We start from the raw sequence: 24,884 nt of genomic DNA, 5'->3' as shown, positions 1-24,884 counted from the left end.
GATCATGACCCAATCCTTCATCATCGAAAGCGCCGCGCTCCGATCCGGCGTCTCCGCCGTCCGGTCGGTCGTCCAGGCGGTCAAGGCCATCCCGATCCTGAACAACCTGCGCATGGACGCGGCGGACGGCAAGGTCCGCCTGCTGGCGACTAACCAGGATTGCTGGTCAGAGATCACCCTGCCCGCCGCCGTGAACGAGCCCTTCGCCACGACGGTGAGCGCGGCCCTGCTGGGCGACATCGCGGCGCGGGCGCCCGAGGGCAGCCAGATCGAGCTGTCGATCACCGAGAGCGGCGCGGCGGCCAAGGCGGGCCGGGCGCGCTGGCGGCTGCCGACGCTGCCCGTCGAGAAGTTCCCGCCGATGAACAGCCACGGCATCGAACCCGCCGTGCGGATGAAGCTGTCCGACATGCTGTTCGCGATCGCCGCCGTCGAGCATGTGAAGGCCGGCGACCACAAGCCGCACTTGCAGGGCATGCTGGTGCGCCGGATCGACAAGGGGATCGAATGCGCCGCCTTCGACGGCAACCGCCTCTCCTATTGCGCCGTGCCCGCGCAGGTGTCGCCGGACTTCGAGATGATCACCATCCCGACGGAGGTCATCAAGAAGATCCGCACGGCGATCGAGGGCGCGGCCGACGAGGTCACGATCGGGCACAATGGCCGCCTGGCGCTGATCGAATGCGGTCCAGCCCGGTTCCTGACCCGGCTCGTTGAGGGCAAGTTCACCCCTTACTGGACGGCCATGCCCGAACTGGTCGGCGAGCCGGTCTTGTTCGAACCCAAGGAGATGATCGACGCGATGGGCCGCGTCGCGCTGGCGCAGGATCAGTACAGCACCGGCGTGCGCATCGACCTGGAGGCGGACAAGTTCACGATGAGCCTGGCCAGCCAGACGGCGGGCGATGCGACCGATACCGTCATCGTTGGATATAGCGGCGAGCAGATGCGGCTGGGCTTCAGCCTCCAGTATCTGCGCGACGCCGTAGCAAAGTGCCCGGGCGACGAAGCCGAGATGCGCCTGGATGCGCTCGGCAACGCGCACATCTTCGCCCGATCCCCCGAAGCCCCGCGGCACATGATGTGCCCGATGAAAGTGTGAAGGAGCGCAAGATGAGGACCGAAGTCACCATTCTTGTCGATGACGTGCTGGGCAAGCTCCAGCCGCTCGCCAAGCAACATAGGGTCGAACGACTTTCCGACCTGAGCAAGATCGTGCCGGATTTCGAAATCGAAGTATCTGTCGATGCCGAAGCGATCGCGAAGGAGGCCGGCTACGTCGACCCCGACGAATGCCACAAGGAAACAGTCGAGGACATGGAGCCAAGCGTTGCCGACCTTCGGGACGGCCTCCGCGCGCTCCTGGACGGCGATCGCACAATGGCCGCCGTGCTCCTTTGTCGGGCGTTCGATGAATGGGGCGAAGCCCGTCTGGCGGTCGAGGAAGTCCTGCTCGGCCGCACCGTCCGCGATAGGCGGCAATTCTCGCTGCTTGCTGCCTGACCCACCCCACGAAGGAGAGAAATATCATGTCCGACGGTAATGTTGCAGCCGAACAGCTTCGCCAGTTCATCGAGCGCATCGAGCGGCTGACGGAAGAAATGACCGGCATCCGGGACGACATCAAGGATGTCTATCTCGAACTGAAGGCGAACGGCTATGACGTGAAGACCGTCCGCGCCATCGTCCGCCTGCGCAGGATGGAGCGCAACGCCCGCATGGAAGCCGAGGCGCTGCTCGAAACCTACAAGTCGGCCCTCGGGATCGAATAATGCGCGCCCGGCTCATGAACGCATGGCGCCGGCTGTTCCCGCATCCCTCCGCCATCGCGCGGCGGGACCGGGAGCGGGCCGCGCTGGAAGGCCGCGCGGCGCGTGACGCCGCCGACCGTCGGGTCGCCCTCCAGAAGTTCGGAAGGACGCTATGATCCACACGCATTGCAAGGGATGTGGCAAGGAGTTCAAGCGCAAGTCCGGCCGCAAGACCGGATATTGCCAGCCCTGCTACATGCGCGACGTGCATCACGACAGGGCGGAGGTCCGCGAAGGGCTCAGCCGGGCGATGAAGGCGAAGCTGGCCGATCCCCACGAGCGGGCGGCGCACATTGCGCGCACCCGGCGCGGCCGGATCGAGCGGCTGGCCCGCGATCCCGAGTTCCGGGAGATGGTGCGTCAGCAGGGCAAGGCCGTCGGCGCGCTGGGCCTGGGCGGTCACCAGCCCAAAGGGTCGCCCTCGCGCATCGCGGCGGGCAAGGCGGTCACTGCGACCAAGCTGGCCGACATTCCGCTCGAATATCGCGAACTGCACAAGAAGCTGCGCAAGGAATTCGGTGCGACCGAGAGCCGTAGGATGATCCGGCAGCAGATGGCGGCGGACGAAGCGCGCATGTCAGCGCATGAGCGGCAACTGCGTGCGATCAGCCGTGGTGCGAAAATCGTTAAAAAGTTCAAGCCGTCGGCGGATACTGGCCCCTTCACATTGGGCGGGATCGCCACGGGGATGATTTAATCGTGAGCAACAGCGTCCGCCTGCCCTGGCCGCCCAAGGAATTGTCGCCCAACAGCCGCGCCCATTGGCGGACGGTCAACAAGGCGAAGAAGTCGATGCGGACCAGTGCGCATATCCTCGCGCTGGAGGCCAAGCTGCGCGCGCCAGCGGATGGCGACATCGTGATCCACCTGACCATGCATCCGCCCGTCCGGCGGGGGCATGATCGGGACAATAGCCTAGCGCGCTGCAAGGCGTTGCTGGACGGCGTGGCCGATGCGCTGCGCGTCAATGACAGGCGGTTCAAGCCGCTGACGCCGGTGATCGCCGATCCGGTCGAGGGCGGATGTGTGATGCTGGCGATCGTCCAGCAGGGGGAGGAATAGATGACCGATTTACCGCAACCGCTGACCCCGGCGGAATGCGATCTGCAGGACTTCCCCTTCATGCCGCTGCATGTCGCCCGCCTGCGCGACAGCGATCTCGCGGCGGAGGAGAGCGCGGAGGCTCTTGGCTATGCCCTGCTGCTGTGGTGCGCATCATGGCATCAGCTTCCCGCCGGCAGCCTGCCGGACAACGAGGCGGTCCTGACGCGCCTGGTGAACCTGGGCAAGGATGTCCGCACTTTCCGCAAGGTTCGCGCGGCGGCCATGCGCGGCTTCGTGCTGTGCAGCGATGGGCGCTGGTATCATCCCGTCGTCGCCGAGCAAGTTGTGGCGGCATGGGAGAGCAAGCAGAAGCAGCGCCATCGCACATTCTGCGCGACCATCCGGAAGCATAATGAACGCCACCCCGACGACCTTCGCGATACCCCTGCGTTCGACGTGTGGATGTCACTCGGTTGTCCCGAAAGGATCAGCGAAGCCGTCACGCAGATGTCACGCGTGACAGGCGACAATGTCACGCGTGAAACGCCATCCAAGAGAGAGGGACAGGGACAGGGACAGGGACAGGGAGATTCTAATATTGATGAAGATGAGCGTGCGGGCGTGAAGCCAGACAGCGTCGAGGAGGTGGCGCGCCTCGTTGGCAACGCTGCCGGCGTGAACCACAACCCAGCGAACGACCAGAGCCGCTACGCCGACAACCTGGCCCATGTCCGCGATTGGGTCGCGCTGGGCGCGACGGTCGATCTGATGGTCGAGGTCGCCCGAAAGGCCTGCGAGGCGCAGTCCCAGCCGATCCGGAGCTTCCGATACCTCGATGCGCCGATCCGTCAGGCCGTGGCGAAGCGCAGCGGTCAGGCCGCCGGCAAGCCGAAGGGCGAGAAGGTCAAGCCGCTGGCGTCGGGCGGCTCGCTGTTCCAGCGGTTGCAGGCGGGCGAGATCAGTCAGGAGGAATTTGATCGGGAGCGCGCTGCGATGCTGGCCGCAGAGCGGGCTCCGTCGCGGCGCGAGCGGACGCATGCTGGACCGATTGGCGATTTGGTCGGGCGCTTGGCTGGAGGGCGGGCATGATGGCGGGCGATGTCATTTCGATGTATGGAACATTCGGGGAACGGAGTAAGCGGGGCATGGCACGACGTCGGACGGCAGTGAAGCGTCAAGCGGCAGTAAAGCGCCAAGAGCAGACGAACAAAGAGATTGTCGGGCCGACGCCCGAGCAGCGGCAGCGTGCGAATTACGAGCTCAATGACATTGTGGATGTTGTGCCCGGAAAGGCTTCAGTGGCCATCGGAAAGGCCTATCGCCGAGAGCCCTATTTCGAGGAGCTTGCTCGACGCGATGCAACCGGGATCGGCGGAGATGATCTGCGCTGCCTGCGCTTCTATCGCAATCGCTACGAGGCGTCTCTGAGATCGCCTGTGCGATCGGTATTAAATAGGGACGCTGGTGGCGCGGGCGAAGGGCCTATGCTGGCGGCGCTGATATCATCGTCTGATCATCGTTGGCTTGAGCGGGAGGTTGGCGCCCTTGTCCATACCCTTCGCGCCATCGCGCTTGAGGACAAAAGCTATGCCCAGGTCGCGATGGAGCGGTGGGGCAGCCGCGAGCAGGACTGGATTGTGAAGGGTGAGAGCCGAACCAAGATTGTCCCGAAATCCGGCAAGCATCCGACAATCATTCGTGACGAATTCCTTCAGGCGGTGGCGAGGCTTACCGTTACAGCCCTGCCGTACATTCGCACGGGATAGGGCTTGCGCGGGGGTGCCAGATGGGGCATATATCACGGCATAGGAATTGCGCCTGCAACCGAAGGGTTTGCGGGCGCTTCTCGTTTCTGGAGCATGTCATGTAACCTGCTCATGCCTTCATTCGGTTCCGTCACTCCTCTCCTGACGGACGCTGCCGAGTACCATTCGACCCGGGCTCGGCAGTGTATATTCAGTGATCCGGTGAATCATTTCACGTCTATTGATTCACGAAATCAATTAGATAGAGCAGCCGATCTGGATCACATTCGGGCGCATGCAAGCACGCACTGGCCTGATCCTGTCCTTCGCCTTGGTGCTGGCGATCTTCGCATCGCTGATCGTCAACCGCGTAGCTGATGTAGCGGCGTCCATCTTCGATCCCACATGTGTCGCCGCAGCATCGGAGGAACAAGGCCAGCAATGCCCAGCCGCCCGCCTCATGATAGCACAAGGCCGCGCGAACAGCGGGTCGAGCGGCTCAGAGGTAGAAGGGCAGTAGAGCAGCGCAAGCGGCGGCTGAGGAATGAGCCGCTGTGCAGGGACTGCAAGGCCAAGGGCATCATCACCGCATCCACAGTACCGGATCATATCAAGCCCCTCGCCCAGGGCGGCACCGACGATGACAGCAACATCCGCTGCCTGTGCGGCCCATGTCATGAGGCGCGCACCGCCGAACAGTTCGGCTATCGGCAACGGGTAGAGATCGGGGACGATGGATGGCCGATGTGAACGGCGCTATTACCTTCCACATTGCCTTCCGCAAGCGTTGGTTTTGCAGGCCGGCGGCTGTCGTGATGGTTCTGCTGATCAAGGCTGGCATCGTGAGGGATGCGGAGCGCGCAGCGCGTTGGCTAGTTGAGCATGCGATGGTGCTCGAGGTGCGGCGATGACGATCAAGGTCATAAATCGCGGCAGTCTGCCCGAGAACGACATTTTCAATGTGTCTTGTGGATATTGCAAATCGGATGTTGAGTTTCTCCGCAGCGATGCGCGCCTCACATCTGACCAGCGGGACGGCGACTTTCTCACGATTTCCTGCCCGGTCTGCGACCGCCCGATCCACACCTCAGCCTGTCGCCCAGCATCTCGCCCAACGCGATAATATTGCGCAACTGAGCAACATAGGGAGGGGGTGCCTCAATCTCTGGCCCCCTTCTCTTGGAAACCGGACTGGCCCTGAAATTCGCACAAAGCCAGATTGATTGTCCGAAACGTCTAATGTGGCTCACATTGGAGTGTGAAAAATGGCCACAAGGGGAGCGAAGCCGAAGGCCGCGCACCTGCGCCTGGTGGACGGAACGCACCGCACGGCGCGTCACGGCGACAGCAAAAAGGCGAAGGAGGCGGTCGAGGAGACCGTCACCGCCTTCGGCAAGCTGACCAAGCCCGCCTCGATCAAGGGCGCGGCGGCCGTAGCATGGAAGAAATATATCGAGCCGGCTGGCTGGCTGGATGGATCGCGCGAGCCGGCGGCGATCGCCTTCTGCGAACTGTGGAAGGAGTTTCAGTTCAATCCGACCGGCTTCCCGTCGGCAAAGCACGGCCAGATGCGCGCCTATATGTCGGAACTTGGTCTCACCGATGAACGAAATCGCGGCGGGGACTATGGCGCCAAGAAGGAAGAAGACGAATTCTTCGGTTCCGAGTGACCGTGGAACGCAGTTTGCGCTGGATGTCGTCGCCGGAAAGTTTGTCGCCGGGCCCCATGTACGCAATGCATGCCGCCGTCACTTGGACGATTTGCAGCGGGGACATGAGCGCGGGCTGATATATTCGGTCGAGAAGGCGGAGCGCGTGCTCCGATTTTTCGAAACGAAGCTGAGGCTTAACGGGGGACAGTTCGAGGGGCGCCCGTTCCTGCTGCATCCGTCGCAGGCCTTCAAGCTGTCGATGCTGTTCGGCTGGCTTCGCAAGGATGGGACACGCCGTTTCCGGCGCGCGTACATCGAGGAGGGCAAGGGCAACGGCAAGTCGCCCTTCGCTGGCGGGGTCGGGCTCTACGGCATGATGGCCGATGGCGAGCCCGGCGCGGAAATCTACGCCGTGGCCGCGCATCGCGATCAGGCGAAGATCTTGTTCAATGACGCGGTCGCGATGGTCGACCAGTCGCCTGATCTGGCAAGCCGGATCACGCAGAGCGGCGGGCCGGGTCGGGTGTTCAACCTGGCATGGCTGAAAAACGGGTCATTTTTCCGCCCGCTCAGCCGCAGCGCCGGCAAATCGGGGTCGGGCTTGCGGCCGCATATCGGCCTGGCGGACGAGTTGCACGAACATCCGAACCGCGATGCGGTCGAGATGATCGAGCGCGGCTTCAAATTCCGGCTGCAGCCGCTACTGCTGATGATCACGAACAGCGGAACGGACCGCAATTCGATCTGCTATGAGGAGCATGAGCACGCGGTTAAGGTGGCCGCCGGCACCGCGACGCCGGGTGAGGACTTCGCCTATGTGGGCGAGCCGATAGATGACAGCACATTTTCGTTCGTCTGCGCGCTCGATCCGGGGGATGACCCGCTCAACGATCCGAGTTGCTGGATCAAGGCGAACCCGCTGCTGGGTACGATCCTGTCGCACGACTATTTGCAGAGCGTGGTCAACCAGGCGAAGGCGATCCCCGGCAAGTTGAACGGGATCCTTCGCCTGCACTTCTGCATCTGGACCGATGCCGAGGCGGCATGGATGTCTCGGGCGATCCTGGAGCCCTGTCTCGCTGATTTCGATCCGTCGATCCACCACGGCAAACGGATCGCGCAGGGTCTCGACCTTTCGCAGGCCCGCGACGTTACCGCTAAAGCATCCGTAGTCCAAACGGGCAGCGTCGATGTCGAGGTCATCGTGGATGGCGAAAAGACGATCGTCTCGAAGCCGACATTTGATGCCTGGATTGAGGCATGGACGCCGGGAGATACGGTCAGCGCACGGTCATTGCGCGACAAAACGCCTTATGATGTGTGGGTAAATCAGGGCCATTTGCACGCTCCGAAGGGCCAGAGCATCCGGTTCGACCATGTGGCGCAGTCGCTGGCGGACGATGATCGCGATTTCGAGATCCTTGCCGTCGGCTATGACCGCTACGCCTTCCGGCGTTTCGAACAGGAATGCGCCAATCTTGGGCTGAGCATCCCCTTTGTCGAGCATCCGCAGGGCGGGACGAAGAAGGGAAAGCCCTCCGAGGCGATGATCCAGGCCGCGAAGGACCGTGGCGAACAGGCTGAAGGTCTATGGATGCCCGGCTCCCTGCGCGAGCTGGAAAGCGCGATGATGGAGGGTCGCATCCGCCTCCGCCGCAACCCGGTCCTGATCTCGGCGATGATGAGCGCCGTCACCGACCATGACCGATGGGACAATTACTGGCTATCGAAGGAGCGGGCCGTGAACAAAATCGACGCCGCCGTCGCCCTCTGCATGGCCATCGGCACCGCAGTGGCGTGCGCGAATGCAGCGCCCGCAAAATCGTTCTGGGAAACCATGTAAGTGGGGTGGCTCTCCCGGCTTTTCGGCCTTGAAGATCGGAAATCGAGCGCTCTTGAGGAGATGATGCGCTCGGGCGGGTCGTCCGGATCCGGCGTTGCCGTCAACTGGAAGTCGTCGCTTCAGGTCACGACCGTCCTCGCATGCTGCCGCGTGATCGCGGAGGGCGTATCTCAGGTGCCATGGAAGGTCTATGGCGAGGGCAGCGCGCGCCGGGAAGCGGTCGACAACCCGGTTTACGACCTGCTGTATCGGCGTCCGAACCCGTGGCAGACGAGCTTCGAGTTCCGCGAAACGATCATGTTCCATGTCATCCTGACCGGGAACGCCTATATCCACAAGCTGCGCGTCGGCAGCGCTCGGCGCCTCGCCTCGCTCGAAATCTTCGAGCCGCAAAATGTTCAGGTGCAGCGCGAACCCGACGGGCGCATCCGCTATTTCGCGTCGTCCGGAAACGGTTCGCGCCAGGAGATTCCGGCTGCCGACATGTGGCACATCCGCGGCCCATCGTGGAACACATGGGAGGGGTTGGAGGCCGTCAAGCTGGCCCGAGAGGCGATCGGGCTATCGATCGCGACCGAGGCTGCGCATGCCGACATGCATCGGAATGGCGCCCGCGTTGGCGGGAGTTACTCCGTCCAGGACAAGATAGGGCAGGAAAAGTTCGAGCAGTTGGCGAAATGGCTCGATCGCCACAGCCAGGGCGGCGATCGCGCGGGCAAGCCGGTCATTCTGGATGGCGGGGCAAAGTTCGAGGCGGGTCAGATGACCGGCGTCGACAGCCAGCATCTGGAAACGCGCAAGCATCAGATCGAGGAGATCTGCCGCGCGCTGCGCGTCATGCCGATCATGGTCGGGCTATCCGACAAGACGGCGACCTATGCCAGCGCCGAGCAGATGTTCCTGGCCCACGTCGTTCACACCCTCCTGCCTTGGTATGAGCGGCTGGAGCAGTCGGCGGACATCAATCTGCTCACCGATCAGGACCGGGCCAACGGCCTGTACACGAAGTTCAACCCGAATGCGCTGATGCGCGGCGCGGCGAAGGACCGCGGCGAATTCTACGCGAAGGCGCTCGGCGCCGGCGGGACGCCCGCATGGATGACGCAGGACGAAGTCCGCGGGCTGGAGGAGATGCAGCCGATGGGCGGGAAGGCTGCCGAGTTGAACATGGGCTCGCAAAACCAGGCCGCGCCGCCCAGCCCGATCAAGGAAGAATGATGGCGAAAGGCATTCCTTTTCCAGAGGCGAACACCATCCTTCGCGCGCCAACGGCGGAGGATGCTGCTGCCGGCACGGTCTATGACCTGCATATTCATCGGTATCGCGACCTTGATGGGCAGCGGAACCTCATCAGCAAATGGCAACTGTCGGAGGAGGAGCTTGCGGCCGTCGTCGCAAGTGGCGGGGTCATCTGGTTCGGCTGCTGGGGCGACACTCATCCGCCGATGTGGATTTCGGGCGCAGATCCGTTCGTTCGGCCCAATCAGGAGAATGTCGATGCAGCTTGATGTGAGCTTGCGGCGGCTCCCGATCATGGAGTTTAAGTCCTTCGAGGCGAAGGAAGTCGCCGTCCGCCGCGCGGAGTTTGGGCTCGGCGAGGTCAAGTTTGTTGGCGATGAAGGTGCCGATGCGCGCACCTTCAAGGGCTACGGCGCGGTATTCGGCAACATCGACAGTTACGGCGATGTCATCCAGCAGGGAGCGTTTAAAAAGACCCTGGCGGATGCGAAAAAGAGCGGCGCCTGGCCGGCCATGCTGCTTCAGCATGGCGGATGGGGTATATCGACCGAAGACCTGACCCCTATCGGCATTTGGACCGAACTGTCGGAAGACGACAACGGCCTACTTGTTACCGGCAAGCTGGCTGAAACGGCACGCGGCAACGAGGCCTATGGCCTGTTGAAGATGACTCCCCGCCCTGCCCTTAACGGCCTGTCCATCGGATACCGCGCACGCAAATTCACGATGGGGACAAAGCCTGAGGAGCCGCGCCGGACCTTGCATGAGGTTGAGCTTGTCGAGGTGTCGCTCGTCACATTTCCAGCTAATCCGAAGGCCCGCATTAGTTCGGTAAAATCCGGACAGGGCCTCGGCGTCCGAGAAGCAGAGAAGGCCTTGCGCGAGGCGGGCTTCTCTTCGAACGAAGCCAAGGCGATCCTCGCCAAAGGCTTCGGCGCGATTGATCACCGCGAGGGTGATGGTTGCGATCCCGCGCGTCTGAATGACGCAACCGCCCGCGCGCTGCGCGCCATGGGCATTTGATACCTTTCATAGGGAGCACGACCATGAAGACCGAAGCCATGCTTCGCCAGTCGACCGCGCTTTCCAGCGGCCTGGAATTTGAGCAGAAGGACAGCAATCAGCCGTCCGATCCCACCGCCGCAATCGAACTGATTGCGACCTCCTTCGAGGCATTCCGCAAGTCGCACGACGAGCAGATTGCTGAACTCAAGAAGGGCGTAAACGACCCTGTTCTTCTGGAGCGCCTGTCGAAGATCGAAAAGTCGCTCGATGACGGCGCGGAGGCGAAGCAGAAAATCGAAGGTGCGATCGCCGCCGAGCGCAAGGAGCGCGAAGAGCTCGAACTGCGCCTGCAGCGCTTCGGCATCAAGGGTGACGGCGATGCCGCGAAGGCGGAGGTCGAGCTCAAGCTCTTCAATATCCGCCTCCAGGCCCAGGCCGCCGAGCAGAAGACCCAGGTCGCTCCGCTCGATATGAAGGGCTACGAGGAATATAAGGGCGCGTTCGCCAAGTTCCTCCGCAAGAATAACCAGCTTCTGTCCGCCGACGAGGTCAAGACGCTGTCGGTCGGATCCGACCCCGATGGCGGCTATCTCGTCACGCCCGACATCACCGGCCGCATGGTCAAGAAGATCTATGAGACGTCGCCGATCCGGCGCATCGCGTCGATCCAGACCATTTCGACCGATGCCCTGGAGGGTATGGAAGATCTGGGCGAGGCCGGGTGCGGCTATGCTGGCGAGCATTCGACCAGCGGCGACACCACCACGCCGCAGCTCGGCAAATGGCGGATCGAAACCCACATCATCGACACCGAGCCCAAGGCGACCCAGCAGTTGCTGGACGACGCGGAAATCGACGTCGAGGGCTGGCTGGCCGACAAGGTCGGCAACAAGTTCGGTCGCTTCGAAAACAGCGAATTCGTCAACGGCGCCGCGAACAAGATCCGCGGTTTCGCGGCGGGCTATTCGACCGCGGCGGACGATGGCACGGGCGTTACCTGGGGCACCCTTGGCTATATTGCCTCGGGCGCGTCCGGCGACTTCGCTGCCTCCACCCCGGCGGACAAGCTGCACGACATCGTGGGCGCGCTGAAGGTCGACTATCTGGAGGGTGCCGCGTTTGTCACCCGCCGGACGGTCATCACGAAGATCCGCAAGTTCAAGGATGGCCAGAACCAGTATCTCTGGCAGCCCAGCCTCGTGCTGGGCGCTCCCGAGACGCTGCTCAGTCACCCGCTGGTGCGTGCGGAGGATATGCCGGCGATCGCCGCCAACTCCTTCTCGCTGGCGTTCGGCAACTTCAACGAAGGCTATCAGATCGTGGATCGTCAGGCGATCCGCGTGCTGCGTGATCCGTTCACCAGCAAGCCCTACGTGAAGTTCTACACCACGAAGCGTGTCGGCGGCGCGGTGATCAACTTCGAGGCGATCAAGCTGATGAAGTTCGCCGCCTCGTAAGAGGCCGGCCCCGATCGGCCGGGCAACACCGTATGGGCTGTCCGGCCGATTAACATCTTTCCATCGGGAGAATATCCATGCGCGATATCATGAACGGGCTGCACATTGCTGCCGCCTTCGCTCCTGGCGCGGCCGTCACCGACAACACCGCCCAGGTTTCCACCGTGGCCGATCTCAAGGGCTATGGCGCCGCCATGCTCTCGCTGATCACCGGCACTCTTTCGGACGCCGATGCCACCTTCACGCTGCTGATCGAGGACAGCGACGACAATTCGTCCTATTCGGCGGTGGACGACGCCTATCTGAACGGGACCGAAGCGCTCGGCAGCTTCACCTTCGCCGACGATGGCGAGCCCCGCAAGATCGGCTATACCGGCAAGAAGCGCTATGTGCGCGCCACTGTTACCCCCGCGAACAACACCGGCAACCTGTACATGGCCGGCGTCTGGGTGCTGGGCAAGCCGTCGCGTCAGCCGACCGCGAACCCGCCGGCTTAATCGCATGAAGGCCCTCGCGCCCGTCAGGACGGTTGCGCCGTCCTCGGCAATTCTGTCCCTGGCGGACGCGAAGGCCCACCTGCGCGTGCTGCATGACGATGAGGATGCGCTGATCACCGCGCTCATCGCCGCAGCCGAAGCGCATCTTGACGGATTTTCCGGCGTGCTGGGGCGCGCGCTGGTGACGCAGGAGTGGGAGCGCAGCTTTGACGCTTTCCCTGCGTGCAATTCCTTTCGGCTCCCGCTCGGTCCGCTCGGGGATGAGGTTACCCTCTCCTATTTCGACGCGGACGACGTGGAGCAGACCTTCTCCGACTTTCATGCCGTGTCCGATGCGATCGGGCCGATGATCGTGCTGCAGGACGGCGCGACGTGGCCCTCGACCGCCGCCCGGCCCGACGCCGTGAAGGTGGCATGGCGATGTGGCTACGGCGATGTGGCGGATGTTCCGCCCGCGATCATCCACGCGGCCAAGCTCATGATCGGCCATTGGTATGCGAACCGCGAGGCGGCGACGCCCGATCCGTTCGCGCAAATGCCGCTCGCCGTTGACGCCCTTCTCGCCCCCCTCCGCGCCGTCGGCGTCTGACCCCTTCCCTTCCATCCTCCGGAGTAAGCGACCATGACGCTCTCGATAAAGCTGCAAGCCGCGATCAAGGGCACGATCGCCAAGACGGTTGACGATCGCACGATCTCCGCGCCTGTTTCAGAGGCCTATTCGCACGACCTTTCGACCGGTACCGCAGCCGATCAGGCGACGCACACCTATGTCAAAGACTTCAGCCTCGCATCCGGCGCGAACACAACGTTCGATCTTGCTGGGTCGCTAACCGACGATCTGGGGCAGGCATGTGTGTTTACCGCCATCAAAGCGATCCTGCTGATCTCCGACAGCGACAACACCACGAACCTGACCCTTGGGAACGGATCCAACCCGTTCGTCGGCCCATTTGACGATGGTACGGCGACTGTCACTGTCAAGCCTGGCGGCGCGTTCATGATTTCTGACCCATCAGCGACCGGCATGGCCGTTGCGGCTGGCACCGGCGACATCCTCAAGCTCGCCAATGGGTCTGGCGCGACTGCGACTGGTACGCTTGTCATCGTCGGCGAGGCCTGATGATCACCGCAGGCGAACTCACCGAACTGATCCGGATCGAAACGCCCACCAAAACAGAAAATGAGCTCAAGGAGGAGGAAATCTCTTGGGCGCTCGATGCCATGGCCTGGGCCAAGGCAGTCGAAGGACTCGGTAGGGAATTTGTCAAGGGCGATTACCAGGCCGAGAAGAAGGTTGCCTTCAAGATCCGGTATCGTTCGATGAACAGCGAGGCTCGCGTGATCTGGCAGGACCGCGCCTATGACATCGTCAATGTCACCGGCAAGCCCAGCGAAGGCGCAACCTGGCTGCACTGCGTCGCGATCGGCGGAGCGAACTGATGGCTGAAAGCACGATCAGTGGCCTGGATGAGATCGAGGCCATGCTCCGCCAGCTGCCCTCGAAGGTTGAGCGCGAGCAGGTCGTCGAAAAATCCCTGCGCGCGGGCGCGAGCGTCATTCATGATGCCGCGAAGGAAAATCTGATCTCAGCCGGCTCGGTCGACACTGGCCTGCTGGCCAACACCATGCGCATCACCCGGCAGGCTGACCAGCGGCAGGGGCAGGTCATTGTGTCGCTCAAGCCGTCGAGCAAATTGTCGATGGTCATTCGCAAGGGCAAGGGAAAGCCCACTCGCGCTCGGCCGTCCCGGTACGCCCATTTCGTGGAAAAGGGTACGGAGCATTCCCCGGCACGACCATTTATGCGTCCGGCGGTCGACGAGAAGGGTCAGAAGGCGGTGGAAACCATTCGTGACACTGCCCTTAAAGCCATTGCCGATGTCGCGCGCAAGCTGGGCCTGAAGGTCACCTGATGGCGTCCGCAGAGACCGCGCTCGCTGCCGCGTTGTCAGCCGATGCGGGCTTTGCGGCCCAGGCGGACGGGCGCATCTTTCCGGCGGGTGGGCGGCAGGGGGTCACCTATCCCTATGCCACCTATCAGCGTATCTCGACCACTGGTGCCAAGTTTCTCGACGGAGCCAGCAATCTCGATTGGCCACGCTTCCAAATCGACAGCTGGGGCAGGACCGCGCTGGAGGCCATTGCCCTGGCCGAAGCGATCCGCGCGGCGATCGACAATGTCACCATAGCGGGCGATCCCAGGATCACCGCCACATTCCAGGATCAGAGCGGTCCAGCTCCTGATGAAGAGACGCGCAACTTCCGCGTCAGCCAAGACTACCTCATCTTTCATGAAAGGTCTTAACGATGGCGATTAAGTCGCAGGGGACCACGGTCCACATCTCCAATGAGGACGCGGACGCAACCGCTTATGGTTCCGCGACCTTTGCCAAGGTTGGCGAAGTCGATAACGTGGGCGAGCCTTCCGGCGAAGCCGCGGACATCGACGTCACGCACCTCGAAAGCGAGGCCAAGGAATATCTGATCGGCCTACCGGACAACGGCAATATCGCCATTTCCGGCAATTTCGTGCCCGACGATACCGGCCAGCTGGAACTGCGTGACGCCAAGGATGTGCAGGAGCGCCGCTGGCTCAAGATTACCTGGTCGTCGGGTGATGTCTGGTACATCAAGGCGCTGGTCAAGAAATATGCGGCTTCGGCGGCCGTGGATGGAAAGACGCCCTTCTCGTCGTCGTTCCGCACCTCGGGCGCATGGGGTTATGCATGAGCCTGTCACGTGACAGCATCCTCGGGTACGTCGACGCCGATATCGGTACGGTCGACGTCCCCGAGATGGGCGGAGCGGTGCGCATCGCCACCCTCTCCGTCGACGAGATGGACAAGCTCACGAAGCTGGACGACGCAAAACCTGCGTCCGCGCAGATCGTCATTATCGGCGCCTGCGACGACAAGGGTGTTCGACTGTTCACCCCTGAAGATTTCGATCAGATCGCCAAACTGCCGGCCGGGATCATCTCCAGGATTTCGAAGGCCATCCTTGCCCATAACGGCATGGGGCCCGCGGCGGCGGAAGAGGCAAAAAACGCCTCAAGCGAGACGGCGAACTAAGGTTCCGTCACCGTCTCGCGCTTGCCCTGGGCTGGCGCTCCGTCGCCGAGATGGTGCACGGCATGTCAGCCAGGGAGTATGGCGACTGGAAAGCCTTTTGGGAGCTTGACCCCCAGGGCGAGCAGCGCGCCGACATTCGGATGAGCCGGATCATGTGGGCGACACTTCAGCCGCATACCCGGTCAGCCGTGGACCCGACAGAATTCATGCCCTTCCCGGATGACGTTCACGACCTTCCTGAGGATGTGACCAGCGCCGAGCGGCAGATGATGGCGAAGCTCAAGAGGACGGCGGGCAACTCATGACGCAGCAGATCGGCGTCGACTTCGTCGGCAACACCGCCTCTTGGGATGCGGCATGCAAGGGCGCAGCCGACAATCTGAAGGCGACCAAGACGTCGATGCTAGAGTCCCTGCGCCAAGTCGGCGCCGGGTTCAACGACGTCGGGTCGGAGGCGAAGCAGACGGCCAGTTCGCTCGCGGGTACGCGGTCGGGCTATGATCAGTTGCAGGCGGCGATCAAGGCGGTCGCCGCCTCGCAATTACAGGCGAATGCCGAGTTCAAGGCGGCGAAGGCCGCCTATAAGGCAGGGGAGATCGACCTTGCCGCCTACAAAACGCAGATCCTTGAGACGCGCACCGCTCTCAGCCTGGTTCGCGGCGAATATTCCCGCAGCGTGGCCAACATCAAGCAGTTCGGCAAGGCGGCGAACGACGCGGGGGGCACCAACTTCGGCCTGCGCAATTTGGGCTTCCAGCTGTCCGACGTTGCCACGCAGTTCGCTGGAGGAGCTCACGCCGCGCTCATCTTCGCCCAGCAGGGTCCGCAGGTTGTGCAGGCCGTGCAGGAAATGTCTGGAGGTACGAGCAAGTTCGCCTCCTTCATGAGTGGACCTTGGGGCGTTGCGCTGATGGTCGGCACGGCCGTCGTTGGCGCCCTTGCCACCAAGCTGCTCGACAGCGGAGACGCAGCAAAAAAGGCGAAGGACGCCCACCTTGACCTATCCAGTGCGGTCGATCGTCAGAAGGCGTCGCACGAAGCGCTGACGAAGGCGATCGATGATTACAACCAGAGCCAGAAGAAATCGACGGAAGATACCCGTCTCTACGTCGCCCAGGCCAAGGAGGCTGCGGAGGCGGATCTGAAGCGCGCCCTCGCCACCCGCCAGCTGCTGAAAGCCCAACTGGAGGCGCAGGAGAACAAGTTCGGCAACGCCATGGCGCCGCAGGCATTTCAGGCAGCGGACATTGCCGCGCGCAACAGCATCGCGGACAAGCAGAAGGCCAACGCGGAAGACATCAAGCGCCTTCAGACCGAGATCAACAATCGTGCGCTTCAGCTGGGCGAGTTCGCCGGGAAGGCAATCGAGCCGCTCGAGGCGATCCGTCAGAAATATGACGATATACGCAAGGTCATCCGCGACACATCGCAGATGGGCCTGTTCAAGGGCAAGCCGGTAGAGGTCGTGCTACGCCAGGTCGGCGCCGAGCAGGCGGCCGCGGAGAAGGCGGCGCGCGAGGCGGCAAAATCGACCAACGGCAGCGGAGCCGCGCAGGCAAGCGTGGGCGACATGGTGGCGCTGATCAAGCAGATTTTCCCCGGTGCGTCGGTCACTTCGACCACCGGCGGCAAGCATGTTTCTGGCAGCGATCATTATGCGGGCCGCGCTATCGACTTCGTGCCCGCCGGCGGCATGGGGCAATATACCACCGCCCAGGTCGAGCAGATGCTCAAGGATGCCGGCGTATCGATCCGTCGCAACGCGAAGGGTGTGGAGCAGTTCTTCGGCCCCGGCCGGTCGGCGTCAAAGCCCGGCGACCATGATGATCATTTCCATGTCGCGTGGACCGCATCGGCATCCCCGGAAGAAGCAGCGCGGCGGATGGCTGCCGCGCAGGAGAAAGCGCAGCGGCTGGCCGATCAGCAGGTCAGGCAGGCAAAGGAATTCGTCGATATCCAGGCGGGCCTCGACGGCGATCTGCTGGCTGCCAAGCGCGCGAATGTCACCGACGCCGAACAGATCGCGCAGTTTGCCCGGGATCAGGTCACGGCCGAGCGCGACAAGCTGATTGCCGACATCGAGGCGAAGGCGGCGCTTAACCCGATCATCAAGGCCCACAAGGATGAGCTTGAGGAGAAGGTGAAGCAGATCGCCGAACAGAAGCTGATCACTATCAACGTCGCGGAGGCCCGCCGCAAATCCGACGAGTCGCTTGCGATCTGGACAGCCGCGAACGACAACCAGAAGGATATTTTGAGCCTTCAGGAACAGTTGGCGGTAACCCAGGAAGATCGGCGCCGCCTTCAGCTATCGATCCTGGCGATCGAGAAGGAGGAGGAGCGTCGCGCCCTCCAGCGCATCGCGAACGATCCGCAGGCGAGTGCGGCTGCCCGCGAAGATGCCAATATTCGCCTTGGGTCGTTGGATGCCCGCTATGGCTTCCGGCAGCAGGGCATCATGCGCGGCACAGAAAGCCCGCTGGAAAATTATATCCGGCAGAATGATCCCCGCCTGATCGGCGAGCGGGTTGAAGGCCTGATGGTCGACGAGCTGGAGGCTGTTCGCACCGGCATCAATGATGCGATCGCAAACACGCTTGGCGTCGAAGATCCGATGCTTCGCAACCTCATCGGCATGTTCATCGATCAGGTCCTGATCCAGCCCATCGCCCGCGCCTTGCAGGCCCATATGGGCGGTGGCGGGGGTTTCTTCGGTCAGGCCCTTTCCTTCATCGGCGGTGCGATGGGCGGTGGCAATCCCCTGGAGGGATCGCTTTCGACCGCCAGCAGCAATGTCGCCGGACTCGCCGCGGGCATCAATTCCAGCGGCCTTTCGGCTTTCGCGATGCCCATGCCGTTTGCCGAGGGCGGCGCGGTCAAAGGCCCAGGCACTTCGACGTCCGACAGCATTCAGGCCTGGCTCTCCAATGGCGAATATGTGCTGAACGCTGCCGCGGTGCGCCGCTGGGGCAAGACGCATCTCGATATGATGAACAAGGGCGTGACCCCTCCGCGCTTCGCAGCGGGAGGGATCGTCGGCAAGTATCAGGATCTTGCGGCAAACAATAATGCGCTCGGCACGGTGCATATCGGCCAAATCGTGCTGCCCAACGTCACCAACGCGCGCGAAGCCCGCGAGGCTGGGCGGCAGGTCGCCTCCGCCTTCCAGTCCAGGCTCGCCGCCGCCAAGAAGCAGGGATACTGATGGCCTTCATCGACCAGCACCTCCCCCGCGAAGTCGAGATCGGCGCGCGGCGCCGGGACGATGAGGATATCGAGATCGTCACGACCGATGGCGGCTGGGAGGTGCGCAATGCGCGCTCATCTCAGTCGCTCCGGGAGTATGAGATCAGTTTCCCCATGTCTCAGCGCGACAACGCCGTCTATCAGGCGGTCGTCGCGATGTTCAAGGTCGCCCGCGGCAAGCTGCATAGCTTCCGGTTCCGCGATTGGGCCGATTACCAGCTCGACGCGGAGATCATCGGGACCGGGGATGGGTCCACCACGGCATTCCAGATCACGCAAAGCTGGACGGTCGACGGGGAGACGGTCAGCCGCGACATCACGCGGCCGATCTCGTCTTTCCAGGTGTTCAAGGCCGGCGTGCTCCAGGTCTCCGGATACTCAATCAATTATGACACCGGCATGCTGACCTTCTCCGTCGCGCCCTCGCTGGGCGTGGAGATCAGCGTCACCGGGCAATTCGACATCCCCGTTCGCTTCGATGCCCCCCTCGAAACGCTCGGCTATTCCGCCGACCTTGAGCATATCGAGACGATCACCCTGAAAGAGGTGCGCGAATGAAGCGCAAGATTCACGAAGTGCGGCTGCATGGCAGCAAGCCAGCGCAATACGTCTATCTAGCGATGATCCACGGCCGCATGACGGACCTGGCCCGCTGGGGAAACCGCCTCCCAACTCGATACCAGTATCGGGATTGGCGCGAACATCAGGCTGCCGAGGGTGGGAAATGATCAATCTTCTCGGGGTCGTCGCGCTTATTGCTGCACTGGCTGCGCACTTTGGCCTGATGAAAATGAAGCCGGACGCTGAATTCCTTTTTGTGTATTTCGCCATCCTGTGCGCACTGATAGGGCGCAACAAGTAGATGAGTCGCACGCTTGGCGGCCCACTGGCCGCGCACATAGCGACGCGGACGCACACCCGATGCGCCATGCTCCGCCTTGATCTCGCGGACGGCACATCGATCGGCGTCACCGATCACGACCGCGATCTCGACTTCGATCTCGGCGACGGGTCGATCACCTATTCTGCCGCGACGGGCATCCTACCCAGCGACGTGCGGCTCTCCGCCGGGTTCGATGCGGACAATCTGGAGGTCACCGGGCCGATCGGCGACGTCGTCACCCGCGCGGCGGTGCTCGGCGGCAGGTTCAACAATGCCCGCGCCCGGCTGTTCCAGGTCAACTGGCGCTCGCTCGGCTCCGGGACGATCAAGATCCTGGCGGGCGACGTGGGCGACGCGCGGGTCGAGGGTGGCACGTTCGTCTTGCCCATCACGTCGGACATCGCCCGGTTCAACCAGACGATCGGCAGCGTCATCACGCCCTATTGCGCGACCGACTTCGGCAGCGCCCTCTGTACGCTCACGCCCGAGGAGATCGGCGCGACCGTCAGTGCTGTCATTGGCGATCTCGGCTTCACGGTCACGTTCACCGGCAGCTATGCGGACGGCTATTTCAATGACGGGCAAGTCGAGTTCACATCCGGTGCGCTGGCTGGCACCGCCCCCGTTGAACTTTTTTATTGGTCCGCAACCGGTTCTGTGGTGCTGTTCACCGCACTCGCGGAAGCGCCCGAGGTCGGGGACACGTTGACGATCAGGCGCGGGTGCGCCCGCACGCGCGAGGCGTGCATGGCCTATTCGAACATCCTCAACTTTCGCGGATTTCCAGAGGTGCCGGGCAGCGACCAGGTGCTGAAATATGCCGTGCCGGGAAACAGCGGTGTCTGACGCCATCGTCGCGGAGGCCCGCCAGTGGATCGGGACGCCGTTCCGGTGGCAACAGTCGGCGAAGGGCCGCGGCTGTGATTGCAAGGGCCTGGTCGCGGGCGTGGCGCGCGCGTGCGGGCGACCGGAGGGCAACAGCATCTATGCGCTGATGTCCGCGGAATATCGGCGCGGCGTCGATTCCCATCTGCTGCTGCGCGGCCTCTCCGACCTGTTCGACCGCGTCGATGCGATGGGCCCCGGCGACGTGCTGCTGATGCGCGTCGGGGACAAGGCCCAGCATCTGGGCATCTATGCCGGCGGCAGCCGGATGATCCACACCTATGCGAAGGGTCCGCGCCGCGTGATCGAGGTTCCGCTCAATCCCGACTGGCCCGTTGTCGGCATTTTCCGTTGGAGGGACATCGCGTGACGATCGATCCCGTCAGCCTCGCCATCACCGCCGCGCTGACGGCGGCCCAGATGGGCCTGCAAGCCTCCCGCAAGATCGAGGGTCCGCGCCTCGATGACCTGTCCGTCACGGTCGCGGATTACGGCACGCCGCTCAATTACTTCTACGGACTGCGCCGTTTCGAGGGCGTACCCATCATCTGGGCCGAACCGCTACGCGAGGTGAAGCGCAAGCGGAAGACCAAGGGGGGCAAATACAACGAATATACCTATTACGGCAGTTGGGCCATCGCCATCGCCGCGCATCAGATCGACGCCGTCACGCGCATCTGGTTCGACAAGCATCTGGTTTACGACGCCACCGGCCCTGGGCCGATCTCCCCCTTCGCTCTCAGCAAGGGCTTCTCGATCGCGGATCATATCCGCATCTACCTCGGCACCGAGGACCAGATGCCGGACCCGCGCATGCTGGCGGACGTCGAGAGCAAGCATGGCGCCGGATCCTGTCCGGCCTATCGCGGGGTCGCCTATATCGTCTTCGACGACATCCCGCTTGAAAAGGTCGGCAATCGCATCCCCCAGATCACGGTGGAAGCGGTCGCAACGGGCGATCCGGCCTACCCATATGAGAGCTACCCCTACGCCTATGCCACCCCGGGCAACCTGATGCTCGACCCATCGGGCACCTATGCCTTGTGGGGCGGCACCACCTATGAGATTTGGGATCTTCCCACGCGCACGCTGCTCCATAGCGGGGTCTTCTCGGCGGAAGTTTCCGGAGATCGCATGGGCATCTCCGCCTCGGGCGTCATTTATGCAGCGCAAAACGGATCGAACAATCATGGTCAGGGCGGCGGACGCATCCAGAAATTCGATGCGCAGACATTCGCTTATCTGGGATCGCTCGACACCGGCGGATCATACCAGGCAGCGTGCGCCGTTCTGACCGACGGCAATGGGATCGATCACATCCTGACCTACGCATGGTCCTACTGGAACCGGCAATATCACATGAACATGGCCGCCCCGCTGTTCGGGTGGATGGAGCTTTATTACGGATGGAAGGTCACGCAATATTTCGTGGACGGCCACGGCGACATCTGGGCGGTTGGCGCCGAATGGGGGCCGTTCCTGACGGCGACGACCATGTATCTCCATCGGATCGTGGACACGGGCGCGCGGCCGGGGTCACCCTCGTCGGCATCGTTCACAGTGCCCGGCGCCGTTGGCCCCCAGGTCGACGCCGCGCATCATGACGGGCATTTCGTACTCCAGTGGGCGGGGAGCCGCCTCTATCTGATAGATGAAGAGACCCTGGACATCGTTGATGACCGCTCATTCGGCTATGAGTGGGCCGGCAATAACTGGATCAATCACGATCCCCGGCAGAGCAGCATCTGGCTCGGCTATACGGAGGTATCGCTCAAGGATCTGTCCACCATTCAGACGGTCGACCCGCTCGACTGGAAGAATGAGACCAGCATCCTCGGCACGATCACCTATATCTCCAGCCTGCACGCCATCCTCGCGGGCGCCGGTGGCGGCGCAGGCCCGATCATCACCTTCCGCTTCCTCGACCGAGCCAGCAGCAACGGCGTGACGCTCGGGTCCATCGCGGACGACGTGGCGGAGCGGTGCGGGGTGCCAGACGGCAATGCGGACTTCTCCGCGCTCGACCAGACGATCCGCGGCTACAACTGGACCCAGGGCGCCGGCCGCGACATCCTGGAGCCGCTGTTCGACGCGCATGATTGCGACATCGCGCCGCATGATTTCAGCATCCGGGGCGTGAAGCGCGGCGGTGCGAGCGGCGGATCGATCGACGTCGCGGAATTCGTGCGCGCCGATCCGCGCTACACCGGCGAGCGGGCATCCGACCGCGACCTCCCCCGCGTCCTGACCTTCAGCTTCGCCGACGTCGACGCGGAGCAGCAGACGAACAGCGTCAGGGTGCAGCGCCCCATCGTATCGGTTTCCACGGCGCGCGAGCTCAGCATCAACATGACGAACCTCGCCCTGACGGTGGACGAGGCGCGCCAGTTGGCGGAACGATACCTGCGTCGCAAGTGGTTCGGGCGCGACACGGTCACCAATGCCATCACGGCGCGCGAGTTGGCGATCGAGCCCTCGGACGTCCGGACACTGGTCCTGGATGGCATCAGCCGCACGGTGCGCCTGACCGCGCAGACGATCTCGGCGGACGGGTCGATCAAGGCCGAATGGGAGCGGGATGATCCGTCCATCGCGATCCTGTCGGGCAATGCCGGTGCGGCGATGGATGGCCGGGTGCCTTCGGTCATGCTGGTGCCGGGGCCGACAAGCGGCTTCGTGCTGGATGTCCCGCTCGCCCATGACGGCGAGGATCAGCCCGGCCCGTTCATGGTCGTCGCGGCCGGCCCCTATGCCAGCACGACCTATTGGCCTGGCGCCGACTTCTCCATGAGCGACGACAATTCGCTCGACAGCTATGAATCGGGATGGGCGTCGATCCCGGCGTTGGATGCCTGCACCTGGGGCATCGCCACCAACGCCCTGGGAGAAAGCCTGCCCTCGCTGCCGGATTATGGCAGCAGCCTCAACATCAACATCCAGTCGGGCGAACTGGAGAGCGTGACCGACGCGGAATTCGACGCGAGCCCGTCGCTCAACATGGCGCTGCTGCAGAGTACGGACGGATGGGAATATATCCGCTTCCGCACCGCGACACTGGAGGTCGACGGCTCCTACACCCTGACTGGCCTCGCGCGCGGGTGCCGGGGGACGGAGCAACATATCGCGGGTCACGTCGCGGGCGACCGCTTCCTGCTGGTCGACGCCTCGCGGATCAAGCGGACCATGAGCGCGAGCGAGATCGGCGATACGGACTATTACAAGCCGATCAGCCAGGGCCGCGACGAGGGCACAAGTTTCGGCATCATCACCGTCCCCTTCACCGCCGCCGCGCAAAAGCCCTATTCGCCGGTCCATGGCGCGCTCACGCTGGACAGCGGGACGGGCGACTGGTCGATCGATGCGGTGCGCCGCACGCGCATCGGTGGCGCCAATCTCGACGGGACGGACGTGCCGCTGGGAGAGACGGCGGAAAGCTGGTCCTGCGATGTCATCTATGATGGCGCGGTCATCCGCACGATTACCGGCAGCAGCCTGCCTCTCACCTATACGGCCGATCAGCAGGTCGAGGATCTCGGTTTTGCCCTGACCAGCCTCTCGGTCAATCTTTACCAGGTGTCGCCCGCGCTCTCTCTGCGCGGCTATCCGCTGGCGATCTCGACCAACACCGCGACCTATGGCGAGCATGCCTATTGGCGGGTGCTGATGCTCAACAACCATGGGGACGGCAGCTTCACCGGGCTCAGCAACATCGAGATGCGCGATGTGCAGGGCGGTCCGAACCTCGCGACAGGTGGAACCGCGTCCGTTTCGAACGCCAGCAGCGGCTCGGCGGCGAATGTGTTCGATGAGAATAGTGCGACGTCCTGGGTTGCGTCCGGCTCTACCAATCAATGGGCGCAATACCACTTCGCCGATCCGGTGGAGATCGTTGAGGTGCTGCTCTATTCCGGCAACATCAACGGCATCGGCCGCCTGCCCCGCGACTGCAAGGTCCAATATTCGGACGATGGGTCGAGCTGGACCGACGCCTTCACCTTCACCTGGGACGCGCCGCTCTACGGCAACTCCCGGCTGTTCCCCCAGCCCGCCTATGCGACCGGCTATGCGCGGGCCTGGCGGATCAACGTCACGGCGAACAACGGCGATCCTTCCGTCACCTATATCGAGCAGATCGAATTCCGGGCGACGGCAGGCGGCGATGACCAGGCGCATCCGGTGCCGGCGAACGGCAATGGCGACAGCACTGGCCGCGCCGTGGGCACCAGCGGCACGCCGTGGGGCGCCTTCAACCCTGGCGACCATTGGGGGCATGCCGTCGTGCCGGCCTATGCGGGGTTCGTCTTCCCCGATCCCGTCAAGGTCGAGGAGGTGTCGATCGAGAACCTCTCGACCACGGGCCGCAGTCCGCGCGACTTCACGCTCGACTATCTCGATGACGACGGCGTGACCTGGATCACGCAGAAATCATGGACCGGCATCACCTGGTCATCCGTCCCGGAAATCAAGGTTCTGAGCGCGATCTGATCGCGCGCGCAGCACAGAAGG

33 protein-coding genes are annotated in these 24,884 nt (G+C 63.2%); all 33 read left to right on the top strand.

Annotated features, from left to right (window positions below):
- Positions 1 to 4 precede the first annotated feature (4 nt).
- The gene (gene dnaN, locus LDB29_RS05425) at positions 5 to 1,102 is read left to right on the top strand and encodes a DNA polymerase III subunit beta (RefSeq protein WP_257556455.1); all 1,098 of its coding nucleotides are present in this window, start codon (positions 5 to 7) and stop codon (positions 1,100 to 1,102) included.
- An 11-nt stretch (positions 1,103 to 1,113) separates the two neighbouring features.
- Positions 1,114 to 1,503: a hypothetical protein gene (locus LDB29_RS05420; protein WP_257556453.1), complete on the top strand. Its 390-nt coding sequence runs from the start codon at positions 1,114 to 1,116 to the stop codon at positions 1,501 to 1,503.
- Positions 1,504 to 1,529: 26 nt separating this feature from the next.
- Positions 1,530 to 1,772 (top strand): DUF2312 domain-containing protein, encoded by a 243-nt coding sequence (locus LDB29_RS05415; protein WP_257556451.1) that lies wholly within the window; start codon positions 1,530 to 1,532, stop codon positions 1,770 to 1,772.
- Positions 1,772 to 1,927 (top strand): hypothetical protein, encoded by a 156-nt coding sequence (locus LDB29_RS05410; protein ID WP_257556450.1) that lies wholly within the window; start codon positions 1,772 to 1,774, stop codon positions 1,925 to 1,927. The genes LDB29_RS05415 and LDB29_RS05410 overlap by 1 nt, the downstream gene beginning before the upstream one ends.
- Positions 1,924 to 2,508, top strand: a complete 585-nt coding sequence (locus LDB29_RS05405) for a hypothetical protein (protein WP_257556449.1) — start codon at positions 1,924 to 1,926, stop codon at positions 2,506 to 2,508. The genes LDB29_RS05410 and LDB29_RS05405 overlap by 4 nt, the downstream gene beginning before the upstream one ends.
- 2 nt (positions 2,509 to 2,510) lie before the next feature.
- Complete coding sequence (locus LDB29_RS05400) at positions 2,511 to 2,873, top strand: hypothetical protein (RefSeq protein ID WP_257556448.1); 363 nt, start codon at positions 2,511 to 2,513, stop codon at positions 2,871 to 2,873.
- Positions 2,874 to 3,944 carry a YdaU family protein gene (locus LDB29_RS05395; RefSeq protein ID WP_257556446.1) on the top strand — a complete coding sequence of 357 codons (1,071 nt, stop codon included), beginning with the start codon at positions 2,874 to 2,876 and terminating at the stop codon, positions 3,942 to 3,944.
- Positions 3,941 to 4,621, top strand: a complete 681-nt coding sequence (locus LDB29_RS05390; protein ID WP_257556444.1) for a hypothetical protein — start codon at positions 3,941 to 3,943, stop codon at positions 4,619 to 4,621. Before LDB29_RS05395 ends, LDB29_RS05390 begins: the two co-directional genes overlap by 4 nt.
- 274 nt (positions 4,622 to 4,895) lie before the next feature.
- On the top strand, positions 4,896 to 5,120 hold the full coding sequence (locus LDB29_RS05385; RefSeq protein WP_257557087.1) for a hypothetical protein: 225 nt from the start codon (positions 4,896 to 4,898) through the stop codon (positions 5,118 to 5,120).
- A complete protein-coding gene (locus LDB29_RS05380) occupies positions 5,042 to 5,350 on the top strand; it encodes an HNH endonuclease (RefSeq protein ID WP_257556442.1) in 309 nt (102 codons plus the stop codon). Before LDB29_RS05385 ends, LDB29_RS05380 begins: the two co-directional genes overlap by 79 nt.
- Complete coding sequence (locus LDB29_RS05375; protein ID WP_257556440.1) at positions 5,338 to 5,511, top strand: hypothetical protein; 174 nt, start codon at positions 5,338 to 5,340, stop codon at positions 5,509 to 5,511. The genes LDB29_RS05380 and LDB29_RS05375 overlap by 13 nt, the downstream gene beginning before the upstream one ends.
- Positions 5,512 to 5,865: 354 nt before the next feature.
- The gene (locus tag LDB29_RS05370; RefSeq protein ID WP_257556438.1) at positions 5,866 to 6,270 is read left to right on the top strand and encodes a hypothetical protein; all 405 of its coding nucleotides are present in this window, start codon (positions 5,866 to 5,868) and stop codon (positions 6,268 to 6,270) included.
- A gap of 145 nt (positions 6,271 to 6,415) precedes the next feature.
- Positions 6,416 to 8,095 carry a terminase large subunit gene (locus tag LDB29_RS05365; RefSeq protein ID WP_257556436.1) on the top strand — a complete coding sequence of 560 codons (1,680 nt, stop codon included), beginning with the start codon at positions 6,416 to 6,418 and terminating at the stop codon, positions 8,093 to 8,095.
- The gene (locus tag LDB29_RS05360; RefSeq protein ID WP_257556434.1) at positions 8,096 to 9,313 is read left to right on the top strand and encodes a phage portal protein; all 1,218 of its coding nucleotides are present in this window, start codon (positions 8,096 to 8,098) and stop codon (positions 9,311 to 9,313) included. It abuts the gene before it with no gap.
- A complete protein-coding gene (locus LDB29_RS05355) occupies positions 9,313 to 9,603 on the top strand; it encodes a hypothetical protein (RefSeq protein ID WP_257556432.1) in 291 nt (96 codons plus the stop codon). Before LDB29_RS05360 ends, LDB29_RS05355 begins: the two co-directional genes overlap by 1 nt.
- The gene (locus LDB29_RS05350) at positions 9,593 to 10,357 is read left to right on the top strand and encodes an HK97 family phage prohead protease (protein ID WP_257556430.1); all 765 of its coding nucleotides are present in this window, start codon (positions 9,593 to 9,595) and stop codon (positions 10,355 to 10,357) included. The genes LDB29_RS05355 and LDB29_RS05350 overlap by 11 nt, the downstream gene beginning before the upstream one ends.
- Before the next feature lie 23 nt (positions 10,358 to 10,380).
- Complete coding sequence (locus LDB29_RS05345) at positions 10,381 to 11,796, top strand: phage major capsid protein (RefSeq protein ID WP_257556428.1); 1,416 nt, start codon at positions 10,381 to 10,383, stop codon at positions 11,794 to 11,796.
- Positions 11,797 to 11,873: 77 nt separating this feature from the next.
- A complete protein-coding gene (locus LDB29_RS05340; protein ID WP_257556427.1) occupies positions 11,874 to 12,293 on the top strand; it encodes a hypothetical protein in 420 nt (139 codons plus the stop codon).
- A gap of 4 nt (positions 12,294 to 12,297) precedes the next feature.
- Positions 12,298 to 12,882 (top strand): head-tail connector protein, encoded by a 585-nt coding sequence (locus LDB29_RS05335; protein ID WP_257556425.1) that lies wholly within the window; start codon positions 12,298 to 12,300, stop codon positions 12,880 to 12,882.
- Between the two features lie 33 nt (positions 12,883 to 12,915).
- Positions 12,916 to 13,413 (top strand): hypothetical protein, encoded by a 498-nt coding sequence (locus LDB29_RS05330; protein ID WP_257556423.1) that lies wholly within the window; start codon positions 12,916 to 12,918, stop codon positions 13,411 to 13,413.
- A complete protein-coding gene (locus LDB29_RS05325) occupies positions 13,413 to 13,733 on the top strand; it encodes a phage head closure protein (protein WP_257556421.1) in 321 nt (106 codons plus the stop codon). The genes LDB29_RS05330 and LDB29_RS05325 overlap by 1 nt, the downstream gene beginning before the upstream one ends.
- Positions 13,733 to 14,206, top strand: coding sequence for an HK97-gp10 family putative phage morphogenesis protein (locus LDB29_RS05320; protein ID WP_257556419.1), 474 nt, complete (start codon positions 13,733 to 13,735; stop codon positions 14,204 to 14,206). The genes LDB29_RS05325 and LDB29_RS05320 overlap by 1 nt, the downstream gene beginning before the upstream one ends.
- Positions 14,206 to 14,598 carry a DUF3168 domain-containing protein gene (locus tag LDB29_RS05315; RefSeq protein ID WP_257556417.1) on the top strand — a complete coding sequence of 131 codons (393 nt, stop codon included), beginning with the start codon at positions 14,206 to 14,208 and terminating at the stop codon, positions 14,596 to 14,598. The genes LDB29_RS05320 and LDB29_RS05315 overlap by 1 nt, the downstream gene beginning before the upstream one ends.
- Before the next feature lie 2 nt (positions 14,599 to 14,600).
- A complete protein-coding gene (locus LDB29_RS05310; RefSeq protein ID WP_257556415.1) occupies positions 14,601 to 15,023 on the top strand; it encodes a phage tail tube protein in 423 nt (140 codons plus the stop codon).
- Positions 15,020 to 15,364 carry a hypothetical protein gene (locus tag LDB29_RS05305; protein WP_257556414.1) on the top strand — a complete coding sequence of 115 codons (345 nt, stop codon included), beginning with the start codon at positions 15,020 to 15,022 and terminating at the stop codon, positions 15,362 to 15,364. The genes LDB29_RS05310 and LDB29_RS05305 overlap by 4 nt, the downstream gene beginning before the upstream one ends.
- A gap of 62 nt (positions 15,365 to 15,426) precedes the next feature.
- Positions 15,427 to 15,669 carry a hypothetical protein gene (locus LDB29_RS05300; RefSeq protein ID WP_257556411.1) on the top strand — a complete coding sequence of 81 codons (243 nt, stop codon included), beginning with the start codon at positions 15,427 to 15,429 and terminating at the stop codon, positions 15,667 to 15,669.
- Positions 15,666 to 18,569 (top strand): phage tail length tape measure family protein, encoded by a 2,904-nt coding sequence (locus LDB29_RS05295; protein WP_257556409.1) that lies wholly within the window; start codon positions 15,666 to 15,668, stop codon positions 18,567 to 18,569. The genes LDB29_RS05300 and LDB29_RS05295 overlap by 4 nt, the downstream gene beginning before the upstream one ends.
- Positions 18,569 to 19,168: a DUF2460 domain-containing protein gene (locus LDB29_RS05290; protein ID WP_257556407.1), complete on the top strand. Its 600-nt coding sequence runs from the start codon at positions 18,569 to 18,571 to the stop codon at positions 19,166 to 19,168. Before LDB29_RS05295 ends, LDB29_RS05290 begins: the two co-directional genes overlap by 1 nt.
- Positions 19,165 to 19,338 carry a hypothetical protein gene (locus LDB29_RS05285; RefSeq protein ID WP_257556405.1) on the top strand — a complete coding sequence of 58 codons (174 nt, stop codon included), beginning with the start codon at positions 19,165 to 19,167 and terminating at the stop codon, positions 19,336 to 19,338. Before LDB29_RS05290 ends, LDB29_RS05285 begins: the two co-directional genes overlap by 4 nt.
- Positions 19,335 to 19,472: a hypothetical protein gene (locus LDB29_RS05280; RefSeq protein WP_257556403.1), complete on the top strand. Its 138-nt coding sequence runs from the start codon at positions 19,335 to 19,337 to the stop codon at positions 19,470 to 19,472. The genes LDB29_RS05285 and LDB29_RS05280 overlap by 4 nt, the downstream gene beginning before the upstream one ends.
- Positions 19,473 to 20,339, top strand: coding sequence for a DUF2163 domain-containing protein (locus tag LDB29_RS05275; protein ID WP_257556402.1), 867 nt, complete (start codon positions 19,473 to 19,475; stop codon positions 20,337 to 20,339).
- Entirely contained in the window at positions 20,332 to 20,748 is a 417-nt protein-coding gene (locus LDB29_RS05270) for an NlpC/P60 family protein (protein ID WP_257556401.1), read from the top strand. Before LDB29_RS05275 ends, LDB29_RS05270 begins: the two co-directional genes overlap by 8 nt.
- Positions 20,745 to 24,863, top strand: coding sequence for a phage tail protein (locus LDB29_RS05265; protein WP_257556399.1), 4,119 nt, complete (start codon positions 20,745 to 20,747; stop codon positions 24,861 to 24,863). The genes LDB29_RS05270 and LDB29_RS05265 overlap by 4 nt, the downstream gene beginning before the upstream one ends.
- The last annotated feature ends 21 nt before the right edge of the window (positions 24,864 to 24,884 follow it).

Source organism: Sphingobium sp. CFD-2 (genome assembly GCF_024611135.1).
In the GTDB taxonomy this organism is placed as follows: domain Bacteria; phylum Pseudomonadota; class Alphaproteobacteria; order Sphingomonadales; family Sphingomonadaceae; genus Sphingobium; species Sphingobium fuliginis.
This window is presented reverse-complemented; position numbering and strand designations above follow the sequence as displayed.

What these genes read in the sequence shown, in the direction of transcription:
- LDB29_RS05310 (WP_257556415.1), top strand. Translation starts at nt 14,601, where the DNA reads ATGGCGATTAAGTCGCAGGGGACCACGGTCCACATCTCCAATGAGGAC.
- LDB29_RS05340 (WP_257556427.1), top strand. Translation starts at nt 11,874, where the DNA reads ATGCGCGATATCATGAACGGGCTGCACATTGCTGCCGCCTTCGCTCCT.
- LDB29_RS05395 (WP_257556446.1), top strand. Translation starts at nt 2,874, where the DNA reads ATGACCGATTTACCGCAACCGCTGACCCCGGCGGAATGCGATCTGCAG.
- LDB29_RS05415 (WP_257556451.1), top strand. Translation starts at nt 1,530, where the DNA reads ATGTCCGACGGTAATGTTGCAGCCGAACAGCTTCGCCAGTTCATCGAG.
- LDB29_RS05290 (WP_257556407.1), top strand. Translation starts at nt 18,569, where the DNA reads ATGGCCTTCATCGACCAGCACCTCCCCCGCGAAGTCGAGATCGGCGCG.
- LDB29_RS05295 (WP_257556409.1), top strand. Translation starts at nt 15,666, where the DNA reads ATGACGCAGCAGATCGGCGTCGACTTCGTCGGCAACACCGCCTCTTGG.
- dnaN (WP_257556455.1), top strand. Translation starts at nt 5, where the DNA reads ATGACCCAATCCTTCATCATCGAAAGCGCCGCGCTCCGATCCGGCGTC.
- LDB29_RS05355 (WP_257556432.1), top strand. Translation starts at nt 9,313, where the DNA reads ATGGCGAAAGGCATTCCTTTTCCAGAGGCGAACACCATCCTTCGCGCG.
- LDB29_RS05320 (WP_257556419.1), top strand. Translation starts at nt 13,733, where the DNA reads ATGGCTGAAAGCACGATCAGTGGCCTGGATGAGATCGAGGCCATGCTC.
- LDB29_RS05285 (WP_257556405.1), top strand. Translation starts at nt 19,165, where the DNA reads ATGAAGCGCAAGATTCACGAAGTGCGGCTGCATGGCAGCAAGCCAGCG.
- LDB29_RS05405 (WP_257556449.1), top strand. Translation starts at nt 1,924, where the DNA reads ATGATCCACACGCATTGCAAGGGATGTGGCAAGGAGTTCAAGCGCAAG.
- LDB29_RS05390 (WP_257556444.1), top strand. Translation starts at nt 3,941, where the DNA reads ATGATGGCGGGCGATGTCATTTCGATGTATGGAACATTCGGGGAACGG.
- LDB29_RS05325 (WP_257556421.1), top strand. Translation starts at nt 13,413, where the DNA reads ATGATCACCGCAGGCGAACTCACCGAACTGATCCGGATCGAAACGCCC.
- LDB29_RS05300 (WP_257556411.1), top strand. Translation starts at nt 15,427, where the DNA reads ATGTCAGCCAGGGAGTATGGCGACTGGAAAGCCTTTTGGGAGCTTGAC.
- LDB29_RS05370 (WP_257556438.1), top strand. Translation starts at nt 5,866, where the DNA reads ATGGCCACAAGGGGAGCGAAGCCGAAGGCCGCGCACCTGCGCCTGGTG.
- LDB29_RS05420 (WP_257556453.1), top strand. Translation starts at nt 1,114, where the DNA reads ATGAGGACCGAAGTCACCATTCTTGTCGATGACGTGCTGGGCAAGCTC.
- LDB29_RS05335 (WP_257556425.1), top strand. Translation starts at nt 12,298, where the DNA reads ATGAAGGCCCTCGCGCCCGTCAGGACGGTTGCGCCGTCCTCGGCAATT.
- LDB29_RS05410 (WP_257556450.1), top strand. Translation starts at nt 1,772, where the DNA reads ATGCGCGCCCGGCTCATGAACGCATGGCGCCGGCTGTTCCCGCATCCC.
- LDB29_RS05305 (WP_257556414.1), top strand. Translation starts at nt 15,020, where the DNA reads ATGAGCCTGTCACGTGACAGCATCCTCGGGTACGTCGACGCCGATATC.
- LDB29_RS05350 (WP_257556430.1), top strand. Translation starts at nt 9,593, where the DNA reads ATGCAGCTTGATGTGAGCTTGCGGCGGCTCCCGATCATGGAGTTTAAG.
- LDB29_RS05315 (WP_257556417.1), top strand. Translation starts at nt 14,206, where the DNA reads ATGGCGTCCGCAGAGACCGCGCTCGCTGCCGCGTTGTCAGCCGATGCG.
- LDB29_RS05345 (WP_257556428.1), top strand. Translation starts at nt 10,381, where the DNA reads ATGAAGACCGAAGCCATGCTTCGCCAGTCGACCGCGCTTTCCAGCGGC.
- LDB29_RS05280 (WP_257556403.1), top strand. Translation starts at nt 19,335, where the DNA reads ATGATCAATCTTCTCGGGGTCGTCGCGCTTATTGCTGCACTGGCTGCG.
- LDB29_RS05385 (WP_257557087.1), top strand. Translation starts at nt 4,896, where the DNA reads ATGCAAGCACGCACTGGCCTGATCCTGTCCTTCGCCTTGGTGCTGGCG.
- LDB29_RS05275 (WP_257556402.1), top strand. Translation starts at nt 19,473, where the DNA reads ATGAGTCGCACGCTTGGCGGCCCACTGGCCGCGCACATAGCGACGCGG.
- LDB29_RS05380 (WP_257556442.1), top strand. Translation starts at nt 5,042, where the DNA reads ATGCCCAGCCGCCCGCCTCATGATAGCACAAGGCCGCGCGAACAGCGG.
- LDB29_RS05375 (WP_257556440.1), top strand. Translation starts at nt 5,338, where the DNA reads ATGGCCGATGTGAACGGCGCTATTACCTTCCACATTGCCTTCCGCAAG.
- LDB29_RS05330 (WP_257556423.1), top strand. Translation starts at nt 12,916, where the DNA reads ATGACGCTCTCGATAAAGCTGCAAGCCGCGATCAAGGGCACGATCGCC.